Source organism: Rahnella sp. GSA61A (assembly GCF_019969905.1).
Lineage (GTDB): Bacteria > Pseudomonadota > Gammaproteobacteria > Enterobacterales > Enterobacteriaceae > Rahnella > Rahnella aceris.
Genome location: NZ_JAHXYO010000009.1, coordinates 66,135 through 79,023, shown reverse-complemented (window position 1 = coordinate 79,023; position 12,889 = coordinate 66,135). Strand labels below are relative to the sequence as shown.

General features: G+C 53.4%; 12 protein-coding genes. 7 read left to right on the top strand and 5 right to left on the bottom strand.

Annotated elements, in window-relative coordinates:
- Positions 1–24 precede the first annotated feature (24 nt).
- The 5 genes from LC431_RS13335 (at position 25) to LC431_RS13315 (ending at position 5,940) form a co-directional block, all read left to right on the top strand.
- The gene (locus tag LC431_RS13335) at positions 25–1,326 is read left to right on the top strand and encodes a carbohydrate ABC transporter permease (RefSeq protein ID WP_015689635.1); all 1,302 of its coding nucleotides are present in this window, start codon (positions 25–27) and stop codon (positions 1,324–1,326) included.
- A 13-nt stretch (positions 1,327–1,339) separates the two neighbouring features.
- Positions 1,340–2,191: a sugar ABC transporter permease gene (locus LC431_RS13330; protein ID WP_013574912.1), complete on the top strand. Its 852-nt coding sequence runs from the start codon at positions 1,340–1,342 to the stop codon at positions 2,189–2,191.
- 4 nt (positions 2,192–2,195) lie between these two features.
- Positions 2,196–3,407 (top strand): arabinogalactan endo-beta-1,4-galactanase, encoded by a 1,212-nt coding sequence (locus LC431_RS13325; protein WP_223509980.1) that lies wholly within the window; start codon positions 2,196–2,198, stop codon positions 3,405–3,407.
- Positions 3,408–3,472: 65 nt separating this feature from the next.
- Positions 3,473–5,542 carry a beta-galactosidase gene (locus tag LC431_RS13320; RefSeq protein WP_217218081.1) on the top strand — a complete coding sequence of 690 codons (2,070 nt, stop codon included), beginning with the start codon at positions 3,473–3,475 and terminating at the stop codon, positions 5,540–5,542.
- Positions 5,543–5,622: 80 nt separating this feature from the next.
- On the top strand, positions 5,623–5,940 hold the full coding sequence (locus tag LC431_RS13315) for a glucose PTS transporter subunit EIIB (protein WP_013574915.1): 318 nt from the start codon (positions 5,623–5,625) through the stop codon (positions 5,938–5,940).
- A gap of 319 nt (positions 5,941–6,259) precedes the next feature.
- Here the strand turns inward: LC431_RS13315 and LC431_RS13310 are convergent, their stop codons facing one another.
- Entirely contained in the window at positions 6,260–7,516 is a 1,257-nt protein-coding gene (locus LC431_RS13310; RefSeq protein WP_013574916.1) for a maltoporin, read from the bottom strand.
- 277 nt (positions 7,517–7,793) lie between these two features.
- On the opposite strand from LC431_RS13310, the gene LC431_RS13305 reads away from it, so the two are divergent.
- Positions 7,794–8,864 (top strand): LacI family DNA-binding transcriptional regulator, encoded by a 1,071-nt coding sequence (locus tag LC431_RS13305; protein ID WP_013574917.1) that lies wholly within the window; start codon positions 7,794–7,796, stop codon positions 8,862–8,864.
- A gap of 86 nt (positions 8,865–8,950) precedes the next feature.
- Positions 8,951–9,427 carry a DUF805 domain-containing protein gene (locus LC431_RS13300; protein WP_013574918.1) on the top strand — a complete coding sequence of 159 codons (477 nt, stop codon included), beginning with the start codon at positions 8,951–8,953 and terminating at the stop codon, positions 9,425–9,427.
- 27 nt (positions 9,428–9,454) lie between these two features.
- Here LC431_RS13300 and LC431_RS13295 read toward each other — a convergent pair whose 3' ends face one another.
- The 4 genes from LC431_RS13295 to citF are packed head-to-tail and all read right to left on the bottom strand — an operon-like array spanning position 9,455 to position 12,882.
- Positions 9,455–10,003, bottom strand: coding sequence for an alpha/beta hydrolase (locus LC431_RS13295; RefSeq protein WP_037035958.1), 549 nt, complete (start codon positions 10,001–10,003; stop codon positions 9,455–9,457).
- Complete coding sequence (gene citG, locus LC431_RS13290; RefSeq protein ID WP_013574920.1) at positions 10,000–10,839, bottom strand: triphosphoribosyl-dephospho-CoA synthase CitG; 840 nt, start codon at positions 10,837–10,839, stop codon at positions 10,000–10,002. Before citG ends, LC431_RS13295 begins: the two co-directional genes overlap by 4 nt.
- Positions 10,817–11,356 (bottom strand): citrate lyase holo-[acyl-carrier protein] synthase, encoded by a 540-nt coding sequence (gene citX / locus LC431_RS13285; protein ID WP_013574921.1) that lies wholly within the window; start codon positions 11,354–11,356, stop codon positions 10,817–10,819. Before citX ends, citG begins: the two co-directional genes overlap by 23 nt.
- Complete coding sequence (gene citF / locus LC431_RS13280; RefSeq protein ID WP_223509979.1) at positions 11,356–12,882, bottom strand: citrate lyase subunit alpha; 1,527 nt, start codon at positions 12,880–12,882, stop codon at positions 11,356–11,358. The genes citX and citF overlap by 1 nt, the downstream gene beginning before the upstream one ends.
- Positions 12,883–12,889: the final 7 nt, after the last annotated feature.

Sequence of the window (12,889 nt, the reverse complement as noted above, 5' to 3'; positions counted from 1 at the left end):
AGTGAAAGGAACATCTTTGTGTCTATGCGTCTTCATGAGGAAAACCAGGCGCCACTCTCTGCCAGCCACCATGCACCGGTGGCGCTGGCTGTGGCGCTGATCCCCGGTTTTGGGCAGTTTTATAACCGGCAATGGGCCAAGGGAATACTGTTTTTTATCATTCTTATTTGTTTCGCCGGCGTCTTCTATGATTTCCTGCGTCAGGGATTATGGGGTTTATATACACTGGGCGAAGAAGTGCCGCGTGATAATTCGATATTTCTGCTCGCCAAAGGCATTATCAGCCTGCTGATTGGCGCGTTCGGCGTGGCCTTTTATTACTGGAGTCTGCGCGATGCGTGGGCAAATGGTAAACGCCGCGACCAGGGGATGGAATTACCCAGCGTGCGCAAGCAATATCATTTGCTGCTGCGTGAAGGTTTCCCTTATCTGATGATTACGCCGGGCTTTATTTTGCTGGTGTTTGTGGTGGTCTTCCCGATTATATTCGGCTTCTCCATTGCTTTTACCAATTATAATTTATACCACACGCCGCCGGCTAAATTAGTCGACTGGGTGGGGTTCAAAAACTTTATTAATATCTTCACGCTCAATATCTGGCGTTCGACCTTGCTGGATGTATTGCAATGGACGGTGGTCTGGACCGTGCTGGCGACCACGCTGCAATGTACGGTTGGCGTGATGCTGGCAATTCTGGTGAACCAGAAAGATTTGCGCTTCAAGGCGCTGATCCGCACCGTGCTTATTTTGCCGTGGGCGGTGCCGGGTTTTGTCACCATTCTGGTGTTTGCGGGCATGTTCAATGACTCATTCGGTGTCATCAATAACGGCATTCTGGCTGCCTTAGGCATTGAGCCTAAAGCCTGGCTGACCGATCCGTTCTGGACCAAAACGGCGCTGATCCTGATGCAGACCTGGCTGGGCTTCCCGTTTGTGTTTGCCATGACTACCGGCGTATTGCAGGCCATTCCGAACGATTTATATGAAGCCGCGACAATGGATGGTGCCAGTACCTGGAAGAAACTTAAAACCATTACATTGCCGCTGGTCTTATATTCCATTGCGCCGATTATTATCACGCAATACACCTTCAACTTTAATAACTTCAATATTATCTATCTGTTTAATAACGGCGGCCCGGCAGTGGCCGGTTCGAATGCAGGCGGAACGGATATTCTGGTGTCGTGGATATATAAACTCACCATGTCATCTTCACAATATGCCATTGCCGCGACCATTACGATTTTGCTGTCGATATTTGTGGTCGGTATTGCTCTGTGGCAATTCCGCTCAACCAATTCATTTAAACAAGATGATATGGCGTAACCGGGGGAAGGGCATGAGTAAGAACAGCAGTATTAAAAGAAACCGGTTTATCCGCCTCGGGCTGAGTTATTTCCTGTTGCTGATTGTGGCGGTGATCATTATTTATCCGCTGATCTGGACCGTCGGCGCATCACTGAATGCCGGTAACAGCCTGCTCAGCACGTCGATTATTCCGGAGAACGTCTCGTTCCAGCATTACAAAGACCTGTTTAACGGCGAAGTGAATTATGTCGGCTGGTACTGGAACTCGATGAAAATCAGTTTTCTGACCATGATCCTGACCCTGATTTGTGTCAGTTTCACCGCCTATTCCTTCTCGCGTTTTCGCTTTAAAGGCCGCAAAGACGGGCTGATGTTGTTTCTGTTATTGCAGATGATCCCCCAGTTTTCCGCGCTGATCGCCATCTTTGTGCTGGCGCAGTTACTCGGGCTTATCAACAGTCATCTGGCACTGGTGCTGATTTACGTCGGCGGCATGATCCCGATGAACACCTATCTGATGAAAGGCTATCTCGACGCCATTCCGAAAGATCTGGATGAATCAGCGCGGATGGACGGCGCGGGCAATTTCCGCATTTTCATCGAAATCATCATGCCTTTGTCCAAGCCGATTCTGGCCGTGATCGCGCTGTTTTCCTTCACCGGACCGCTGGGTGATTTCATTCTTTCCAGCACCATTTTACGCACGCCAGATAAGTACACCCTACCGATTGGTCTGTACAACCTGGTCGCGCAAAAAATGGGTGCCAACTACACCATGTACGCCGCAGGCGCGGTACTGATCGCCGTGCCTGTCGCCATTTTCTATCTGGCTTTACAAAAATACTTCGTTTCCGGCCTGACGGCTGGCAGTACAAAAGGATAATCCGATGACTTTCTTTTCTAAGAAGATTTTCAACAAAAGCGCAATGGCCTGCGTGCTGCTGGCGGTGTCATTTTCAACGGTGGCGGAGGAGGTGGTGATTAAAAAAGTCGCCAACGTCCCGGCGGATTTCATCAAAGGTGCGGATATCTCGACGCTGATTGACGTCGAAAAACACGGCGGTAAGTTCTTTGATCAAAACCACAAGCAGACCGACGCGATGGTGATCCTCAGACAAAACGGTTTCAACTACGTGCGTCTGCGCTTGTGGGTGGATCCGAAAGATGCGCAGGGGCATCCGTACGGTGGCGGTAATAACGATCTGGCCACCACGCTGGAGCTGGCGAAGCGCGCCAAAGCGCAGGGTTTTAAAATCCTGCTCGATTTCCATTACAGCGATTTCTGGACTGATCCGGGTAAACAGTTCAAGCCAAAAAGCTGGGAGAAAATGGATTATCCGCAACTGAAAACTGCCATTCATGATTACAGCCGCGAGGTGATCGCCAGATTCCGTGCACAAGGCACCGTGCCGGATATGGTGCAGGTCGGCAACGAAATGAACGGCGGCATTTTATGGCCTGAAGGCAAAAGCTGGGGCGCAGGCGGCGGGGAGTTTGACCGTCTGGCCGGGTTGCTGAATGCGGCGATTGCCGGTGTGCGTGCGGATGAAAAAAATCCTTCTGATATCAAAATCATGCTGCATCTGGCCGAAGGCACTAAGAACGACACCTTCCGCTGGTGGTTCGATGAAATTAATCAGCGCAAGGTGCCTTACGACGTGATTGGCCTGTCATTTTATACCTACTGGAACGGTCCGGTTTCCGCGTTGCAGACCAACATGGACGACATCAGCAAGCGCTACAACAAAGACGTGATCGTGGTGGAAGTGGCTTACGGCTATACCACCAAAAACTGTGATGCGGCTGAAAACAGCTTTACCGAAAAAGAAGCCAAAGACGGCGGCTATCCGGGCACGGTGCAGGGGCAGGCTGATTTCCTCAGCGACATGATCAAAAGCCTGGTCGCGGTGCCGGATCATCGCGGCAAGGGTCTGTTCTACTGGGAACCGACCTGGATCGCCGTTGACGGCGCAGGCTGGGCGACCCCGGCCGGGATGACCTACATCAACGACCACTGGAAAGAGGGCAATGCCCGCGAAAATCAGGCGTTGTTCAGCTGTGACGGTCAGGTTCTTCCTTCCATCAAAGTCTTCAATTAATCCCTTTTTCCCCGGCTTGATTGGCCGGGGAGTTGATATTTCTTAAAGTTCCTAAGGACCCAAGCATGACGAAATTTCCTCTTCTGAGCAGTAAGATTTCCGGGCTATTACATGGTGCGGATTACAACCCGGAACAGTGGCTGGAAAGCCCCGATGTGCTGATTCGCGATGTCGAAATGATGAAAGAGGCGCGCTGTAATGTCATGTCAGTCGGAATTTTTAGCTGGTCAGCGCTGGAGCCTGAAGAAGGTCATTTTACCTTTGGCTGGCTGGATCAGGTGCTGGACAAATTGCATGAAAATGGCATCTCGGTATTTCTTGCCACACCAAGCGGCGCACGTCCGGCGTGGATGTCGCAAAAGTATCCTGAAGTTCTGCGTGTCGGGCGTGACCGCGTAAAAGCACTGCACGGCGGGCGTCACAATCACTGTATGAGTTCGCCGGTGTATGCCGAAAAAGTGCAACTGATGAACAGTGCGCTGGCGAAGCGTTACGCCCATCATCCGGCGGTGATTGGCTGGCATATTTCCAACGAATACGGCGGCGAGTGCCATTGCCATTACTGCCAGACCCGTTTCCGCGACTGGCTGAAAGCCCGTTACGTCACGCTCGATGCGCTGAATCAAGCCTGGTGGAGCACTTTCTGGAGCCACACCTATACCGACTGGGCGCAGATCGAATCGCCGTCGCCGCAGGGCGAAAGCGGCATTCACGGCCTGAATCTCGACTGGCGTCGTTTTAACACCGATCAGGTCACGCGTTTTTGCAGCGAGGAAATCCGCCCGCTCAAAGCGGAGAATCCGGCGTTACCGGCGACCACCAATTTCATGGAGTATTTCTACGATTACGATTACTGGAAACTCGCCAGCGTGCTGGATTTCATCTCGTGGGACAGCTATCCGATGTGGCATACCCGCAAAGATGATATCGGTCTGGCGGCGTACACTGCGATGTATCACGATTTAATGCGGACGCTGAAACAGGGACAGCCGTTTGTGCTGATGGAATCGACACCGAGTTTCACCAACTGGCAGCCGGTCAGCAAACTGAAAAAGCCGGGCATGCATATTCTGTCTTCTTTGCAGGCGGTCGCTCATGGTTCGGATTCTGTGCAGTATTTCCAGTGGCGTAAAAGCCGCGGTTCGTCAGAAAAATTCCACGGCGCGGTCGTCGATCACGTCGGGCATATCGATACCCGTGTCGGCCGCGAAGTGTCGGAACTGGGCGGGATTCTATCGGCGCTGGCTCCGGTGGCGGGCAGCCGCGTAGAAGCCAGAGTGGCAATTATCTTCGACTGGGAAAGCCGCTGGGCGATGGACGATTCCCTCGGGCCGCGCAATCAGGGACTGGAATATGAAAACACGGTTGCCGGACATTACCGCGCACTGTGGTCGCAGGGCATTGCGGTCGATGTGATCAATGCCGATTGCGATTTAACCGGTTACGACCTGGTGATTGCGCCGATGCTGTATATGGTGAGGGCAGGCGTCGGCGAGCGGATCACCGCGTTCGTGCAGGCCGGCGGGCGGTTCGTCGCGACTTACTGGAGCGGTATCGTTAACGAAAGCGATTTGTGTTTCCTCAACGGATTCCCTGGACCGTTGCGTCCGGTACTGGGTATCTGGGCGGAAGAAATCGACAGCCTGACCGACGATCAGCACAACAGCGTCAGCGGCACTGAAGGCAATGCGCTGGGGTTAAACGGCCCGTATCGTGCCAGCGAATTGTGTGAAGTGATCCACCTGGAAGGTGCGGCCGCACTGGCGACGTACGGTGACGATTTCTACGCCGGCACGCCCGCCGTGACCGTGAATCTGTTTGGCAAAGGGCAGGCGTATTATCTGGCTTCCCGAAACGATCAGCAATTCCACGCCGATTTTTATACCGCGCTGGCGAAAGAAATGAAGCTGCCACGGGCGATAGCCACCGATCTGCCTGAAGGTGTCACTGCCGCACGACGCACCGACGGTGAAAGTGAATTTATCTTCCTGCAAAACTATGCCGCCGACAGCCAGACGGTGACATTGCCGGATGATTACCGCGATATGGTTCACGGCGGTATATTACCGCGCACACTGACGCTTCCGGCATTCGGTTGTCAGATCCTGTCGCGGCGTTTATCTGTTATTTCTTAACCCATTATTTTTAACAGCGACGTGCAATCAGGATTTCCCGGTTGCACGTTTTTTTTCATTCCTGAAAGAGAGTGTTCATCATGGTAAATATTAAAGACTTTATGCATGTATTCTCTGCGAAGAATAAAACGCCTGACAATGAAGTTCCGCCATCGACTGACGTGGCGTTATTAATTGATGCACTCGGCGGGCGCGATAATATTGTGAATGTCGATGCCTGTATTACCCGCCTGCGCGTGACGGTAAAAGAACTTAAGCGCGTGAACTCCGGTGCTATCCAGCAGACCGGTGCGATTGGCGTGGTGATCATCGGTCAGGAAGTACATGCGATATTCGGTAAGCAATCCGACAGCCTGAAGAAATTAATGACTGAGAAGTTTGGACTGAAAAGTAATTAAACGCTGTTGCTGAAATAATCCCAAAAATAAAGGCAGCCCGACACAAGGCTGCCTTTATTGTTTCTGCTTTTTATAAATAATAATGATGCTGCTGTGCGGAGAAAAAACGTAACGATCCCCTACAAGAGAAATTAAGTTTTTATCTGTCGCTGTATAACAATGAGGATATTTCTTTTTGTACAATATGACTTCACATTTCCAAAATTATTGGAGTTGTAGCCAGGCGGCAAGTGAACGAATCCCGATGAGCTGACTGAAGTCAGTGATTCGGGTGAGTAAACGCAGCCAACGCAGCAACAGCTTCAAGAATGAAGGAAATTTACCACCAGGCTTCCACCTGAACCCCAAAGTTCCACGTATCCGCTTTGGTATGGTCGTCAAACGTATCGCCATGCTCAGAATCATTCAGATAAGACGCGAACACACGCAATTCAGGGCGTGACATAAACTCCGGACCGGCTGCCAGACCCATCGCCAGTGTATATTTCTGACCGCCTTGCTTGTAGTTCGAGCCGTTCTTGTAATCATCTTTCTGATAGAAGGTACCGACTTCACCGATGGTACGCACGTATTCTGTCCACTGGTATTGCGCGCGGCCTACCAGAGAAACCAGCTCAGTCGTGTCGGTGTAATCCGTAATGTTTTCTGCATGGCCGTAGGTCAGCACATGGTTGAGGCTGAACTTACTGGTGATCGGAATCAGACCGGTGATGATGCCACGATAACCGGTGGCGTCATTGGTGTAGTTCCACATATCGTACCAGCCACCGCCCTGCGAAATCATGTTCTGCGCCAGGCCCTTATCCGCGTACTGCAACACCAGTTTGTTATAGCCGCCCCACATATCCTGACTGATTTCACCGGTCAGCATCACGCCGTTATCCGCATCGTACAGGCCGCCGTACTCTTTCTGGTCATGCGACAGGTTTGGCATGGCGTAGTCGGCACCGATTTCCATCCAGGCACCGCTCCACGGTTTGATCCCGGCATAACGCACGTCGATGTAGTTAATGTTCACATCGTTATTGCCATCCACGCGGTAATCCACATCATTGGCATCGCCACGGATCCACGCCAGAGAAAGCGCACCTTCACCCATTTTCAGGTTCTCAATACCGGCACCGGCACCGGAAATGTTCCAGTATTTGGTATCGATGATGTGTAAGTCGTGGCGCTGGTAATAACGTTTACCGCCCCAGATCACTGCATCTTTATCCCACGGCACCAGTCCTTTGATTTGCAGATTCAGCTGACGCAGGCCGAACTGTGCATCATCATTCAGGGTGTTTTCATCATCATTGGAGCCGTCAGACACCATACTGACCATCGAGTCGACGTAAAAACTCACGTCGTCTTTCTTGTAAACTTCGCTGCCCAGTTCGACTTCGCCGTAGGTGTCATCTTCGTTACCCAGACGCCCGACTTTGTTTTTCTGGAACTGTTCCAGACCGCCACCGCCAGAAACCCCCAGCCCCGAACGCAGATATCCATGGAAATCAATATCATTTGCCACAGCAGGGCCCGCTGTGATGGCGAGGGAAACCGCCACAGCCAGAGTGCGTAAGTTGTGTTTCATTTTTTTTCCTTATGATTGTATGACGTTCACATTTACGAAATCTATAAGATACCCAGAAACAATAATGATCAATTTTACATATTGTGAAATGTGAGATATGTCTACAACTTATGAATTAATGATAAATCAGGAGTGATGTAAATCACGATTATATGCAATGTTAACGTATAACTTATGCAGCAACGAACGCCCGGATTGAACTTTTAAATGAGATCCCGTACGTTGGCTCGATTATCATAAGATTGAGCAAAATCACGGGCTGCTGTGTGGGGAAAGAATGAAATCAAAAAGTTCGACATTAGAAGATGTTGCCCGCTATGCCGGTGTTTCGTACCAGACGGTTTCGCGGGTATTAAACAAATCGGCCAATGTTTCAGATGCCACGCGTCTGAAGGTCGAACAGGCCATTGAAGTTCTGCGCTATGTGCCGAACCGGCTGGCGCAGCAACTGGTTGGAAAGCAGAGTTTTACCATCGGACTGGTCACCACATCACTGGCGTTACACGCGCCGTCGCAAATTGCGGCGTCAGTGAAAAAATATGCCCATCAGGCCGGGTATCAGGTGTTGATTTCAATGATTGATGAGGACGTCAATCAGAGCATTCAGGACTCCATTAACGAGCTGAAATCACAACGCGTTGACCGCATGATCATTAACATCCCGCTGGAAAGTGCCGAGGCTGAGCGGATTTATGAAAACAACCGCGACATTCTGTGTCTGTTTCTCGATGTCGACCCGACCAGTCCGGTGTTTAACGTCTGCTTTAATCCGGCTGACGGGTCGCGTGCCAGCGTGGAATATCTGCATGATTTAGGGCATCGGGAATTTGCCTTGCTGGCGGGGCCGGAAGATTCTGTGTCTTCCCGTTTGCGTCTGAAAAGCTGGCAGGAAACGCTGGCAGAGAAGGGCATTCAGCCGGTGACCGTCATCCACGGCGACTGGAGTGCGAAAAGCGGTTATTACTGCGCGTTGCAGATTTTGCGTGAAACTCCGCAATTCACCGCCATGCTGGTGGGCAATGACCAGATGGCGCTGGGCGTCATCAGTGCGCTGCATCAGCACAATGTGGCCATTCCGCAGCAGGCGTCGATCATTGGCTACGATGACACGTACGACAGCGCATTCTTCCATCCGTCACTGACCACCGTGTCACTGGATCTCGATTTGCAGAGCAAAGAGGCGGTTGAACATTTACTGGCCGAAAGTGCGGAGGTGATGTCATCCAAAATTCTGCCTGCGAAACTGGTGGTGCGTAATTCGACCCGTGCGCCCGGGCAGCAGGATAAAGATCTCAATCAGATAGCCGATCAGCTCGATCTTCTGGCGCGGCAGTTGCGGGGCCAGTAAGAAAACGCTTTAATTCCCGGCTTATTGAAAAGCAGAATGAAATTTCCATTGAAACATCAGATGAACAGGCAAAAGGACGTGATGAAATGACGCTATGGCAGTGTTATGTGCAGGGCTGGAAAAAGTATGTGGATTTCCGTGGTCGGGCGAGCCGCAAGGCGTTCTGGACCTTTGCGCTGGGCAATTTGCTGATTATTATTTTGCTGACGATGGGCGTGTCATTCCTGTTCGCGCTGGCGGGTAATCCTTACAGTATTTTCTATGCAGGTGTCGCTTACACCCTGTTTGCGCTGGCGACGGCATTACCGTTGCTGGCGGTCGGTGTCCGGCGTATGCACGACATCAACCGTTCCGGCTGGTGGTTTGGTGGCGTTTATCTGGCTGGTATTGTCTCGCGCCTGCTGAATACGATCCTGATGCAATACGCTTCACCGGAAACCTATGTCTGGATGAAAATCACGCTGGGCATCGTGCTGGGCTGGATCCCGCTGCTGGTGATGGTTTTCCTGTGCTGCCAGAAATCACAGCCTGCGCCGACCACACAAACCCGCATTGTTGAGTAACGTCACGCTGAAAGCATTATTGCGCATTTAATCCGACAAGTTTGCCGCCAGTTGCGCGGCAAACACCTCCAGTTTTGCCAGCCCCCACGACCAGTCGCCGAATCCTGATTCCACATTGATATGTCCTGCTTCGCCGATATCTGCCAGCTCGCAGCGCCACGCCTGTGCCCAAAATTCCGCGCGGGTAAAGGTCAGCAGCGGATCGGTATGGCTGGCGATCAGCAGCCCCGGCACGGCCAGCGGTGCAGGGAGAATGTCATCACCAAGCCCGAACCGCACAGGCTCGGCGGGGGCGACCAGCATGACACCCGCCACGCGTTGCGGATGACGGTTCGCCCACACCAGACTGGCAAGCGCGCCAAAACTGTGGCCGATCAGCAGCAGCGGGGATGTCGCCTGTTTTTGCTCGCGATCGATGGCGGTGATCCAGCCCTCGAGATCAACCTGCGCCCAGTTGCGCTGTTTTATACGCAGCCAGTGCGGATGCTGCTCATGCCAGCGGCTTTGCCAGTGTCCGGCCTCGCTGTCACGTAATCCGGGCACCAGCATGCGGGTGAATTCAGGGGACGAATTCATTGTGGGAAAGCCATCAGCACGGTGGCAATCGCCAGCAAATCAGCACTGCCGCCAGGGCTGAGATTGCGGGCGATCAGGGCGCGGTCCATCTGCTGCAAATCCTCTGTCTTCCAGCCCGTTATCAGCAACCGGCGGGCGTAGTCCTGCACGAAATGTAATCCGTCCAGCCCGCCGCGTGCTACCAGATTGGTATCGGGGTTATAGGCCATCAGGCGCAGCAAAGCATTAAGACTGCGGCGCCCGGAATGGCTTTCCTGATACCAGTACGGAAAAACGTGACGTCGCAAAGTGAGGAACCCGCTCTGCACTTCACCACGGGCACCGGTCATGCCGTGCGCCATAAACAGCCGTTCCCCGGCAGTCACCGGCTGGCGGCAGCTTTGCAATTCACGTTCAACCAGCCCTTGCGTCATGGCGGCCACTTCAGCGCATAAGCGGTGGCGGGTCAGTGGCTGGCTTTGGCCGGTCAGCCTGCCTGCGGCGGTGCACAATAATCCCAGTGAAAAGATGCCGCCTTTATGCGTATTAACGCCTTGTGTGGCACCGAACATCGCCTGTTCGCAGGCTATTCCGGTCGGGCGGATGCGCGTCAGCATCGCCTGCGCCGGTTGCAGGAAATCCTGCTGACCAAGGGCGAAAAACTGATGCAGCCAGGGCGTGATGGCGTCAATGCTGCGCAGAAACAGAGGTAAATCCATGTCGCGGTGCGAGCCGTTATTGGCGCTGTCGACCAGTCCCGGTTTGGGCGTCAGCCACACTTCACGGCGCAGTGCCTCTGCCGCCAGCGTGGCGATGTCCGTGCAGGCAGGGTGTTCAGCGCGTGCGGTGCCAGCCATCAATCAGTGCCTCCACTTTAGCGATAACGTCCACGAGCGGGTGCTGACGTGAACGGGCGCAGGCATGCGCAGGACCGTCGCAAATCAGGCAGCGGCGGCTGGCATTGTCCAGCGAACGGCGGCCAACAACACCCGCCTGCGGGCAGATCACATCGAAATCCCATAAACGCCCGAGGGCATGCGATTGTTCCAGTTCAACCGTGGCCGCTTTCACTTCCGGCGCAGGATGTGCCACGCACCAGAATGCTTCGGCGCCGGTCGGCAGCCAGAAAACCTGATGTTTCAGCACCGGCCAGCCGTGTTGCAGCAGCATAACTTCGGCACGTTGCAACGCCTCGCGCATCACCTGACGCCAGGCCACGGAGTCTTTCACCGGCCCCGGCGTCACCAGGGTGAGTGAAATCAGCGGTTGTGAGAATTGAGTCAGCCAGTCGGTTTGCCGTTTGGCACGCAGTTCCTTTGCTGCCAGCAAATCCTCCAGGCTGACGCCTGCATCCGCAGGCGTCATGATGGTCATTATGCGTCCTCTTTTACCTGATGAACCACGTCGATCACGCTGCCGTCGCGATAGCGGATAACGCCCACCACACGGTCAGTGAATTCAATTGGTTTCGGTTCGCCGGTCAGGGAAATCGCCCGCTGATACAACGCTTCGATGTCCATGATTTTCATGCCAGCCTCTTCCAGCCGCTGACGGATTTCAGGACGTGCCGGATTGACGGCGATGCCGTGGTCAGTCACCAGCACATCGATGCTTTCCCCCGGTGTGACGCGGGTGGTGACGCGACGTACGACTGTCGGAATTCGGCTGCGCAGTAAAGGCGCGACGACAATGGTCAGATTGGCCGCACTGGCGACATCGCAATGACCGCCGGACGCGCCACGCATAACGCCGTCGGAACCCGTGATCACGTTAACGTTAAAGCCGGTGTCAATTTCCAGCGCACTCAGAATGACAATATCCAGTTGATCGCAGCTCGCGGCTTTGGCTCCCGGATTGGCATAAACGTTGGTAGAAATCTCGATATGCTGCGGGTTACGGCTAAGTGACGCCGCAGCCTGACCGTCGAAACATTGCGTATCCAGCAACGTTTCAATCAGGCCTTTTTCATGTAAATCCACCAGACTGCCGGTGATGCCCCCGAGGGCAAAACGGGCGGTGATCTGGTTGCGTTCCATTTTCTCTTCCATGAAACGGGTGCAGGCCGTAGCCGCTGCGCCGGAACCGGTTTGCATTGAAAAGCCCGGCTTGAAATAGCCGGAGTATTCGATGACTTCAGCCGCCGTGCGGGCGATCATCAGTTCGCGCGGATTACTGGTCACCCGCGCTGCGCCGACGCTGATTTTTGCCGGATCGCCGACCTGATCGACTTTAACGATGTAATCCACCTGATCCTGTACCAGGCTGGCGGGCATATTAGGGAAGGGCACCAGTTCTTCGGTCAGCAGCACCACGGTTCTGGCGAACTGTGCATCCACCATCGCGTAGCCCAGCGAACCGCAGCAGGATTTACCGTGCGTGCCGTTGGCATTGCCGAATTCATCGCTGCATGGCACGCCGAGAAACGCGACATCAATCTTCAGCTCGCCGTCCTGCAATAATTTAACCCGCCCGCCGTGCGAATGGATTTGTACCGGTTCTTCCATCAGCCCGTGAGAAATGGCATCGGCCAGTTTGCCACGCATCCCGGAGGTATAAATACGGGTGATGACGCCGTTGCGGATAGGTTCGATCAGCGCATCGTTGCAGGTCATCAGCGAACTGGACGCCAGCGTGAGGTTTTTAAAACCGAGCTTCGCCAGTGTGGCGACGACGTTATTAATGACCTGATCACCTTCACGGAAAGCATGGTGGAAGGAAATGGTCATGCCGTCTCTCAGGCCGCTGCGGGCGATCGCCTGTTCCAGTGAATCGCAAAGTTTACGGTGCAGGCGGGCATCGGGATCGGAAAGATACGGCGTATTGCGGTGCGCGCCGTCAAAGGCAGTCAGATGCCTGAGCTGCGGATAAAGGCTGTGCAAAGTTTCAGTTAAATGACTCATTATCTTG

Bases quoted from the DNA above. Each gene is read 5' to 3' on its own strand.
- LC431_RS13325 (WP_223509980.1), top strand. From the start codon at position 2,196: ATGACTTTCTTTTCTAAGAAGATTTTCAACAAAAGCGCAATGGCCTGC.
- LC431_RS13330 (WP_013574912.1), top strand. From the start codon at position 1,340: ATGAGTAAGAACAGCAGTATTAAAAGAAACCGGTTTATCCGCCTCGGG.
- LC431_RS13300 (WP_013574918.1), top strand. From the start codon at position 8,951: ATGACGCTATGGCAGTGTTATGTGCAGGGCTGGAAAAAGTATGTGGAT.
- LC431_RS13295 (WP_037035958.1), bottom strand. From the start codon at position 10,003: ATGAATTCGTCCCCTGAATTCACCCGCATGCTGGTGCCCGGATTACGT.
- citX (WP_013574921.1), bottom strand. From the start codon at position 11,356: ATGACCATCATGACGCCTGCGGATGCAGGCGTCAGCCTGGAGGATTTG.
- citF (WP_223509979.1), bottom strand. From the start codon at position 12,882: ATGAGTCATTTAACTGAAACTTTGCACAGCCTTTATCCGCAGCTCAGG.
- LC431_RS13335 (WP_015689635.1), top strand. From the start codon at position 25: ATGCGTCTTCATGAGGAAAACCAGGCGCCACTCTCTGCCAGCCACCAT.
- citG (WP_013574920.1), bottom strand. From the start codon at position 10,839: ATGGCTGGCACCGCACGCGCTGAACACCCTGCCTGCACGGACATCGCC.
- LC431_RS13320 (WP_217218081.1), top strand. From the start codon at position 3,473: ATGACGAAATTTCCTCTTCTGAGCAGTAAGATTTCCGGGCTATTACAT.
- LC431_RS13315 (WP_013574915.1), top strand. From the start codon at position 5,623: ATGGTAAATATTAAAGACTTTATGCATGTATTCTCTGCGAAGAATAAA.
- LC431_RS13310 (WP_013574916.1), bottom strand. From the start codon at position 7,516: ATGAAACACAACTTACGCACTCTGGCTGTGGCGGTTTCCCTCGCCATC.
- LC431_RS13305 (WP_013574917.1), top strand. From the start codon at position 7,794: ATGAAATCAAAAAGTTCGACATTAGAAGATGTTGCCCGCTATGCCGGT.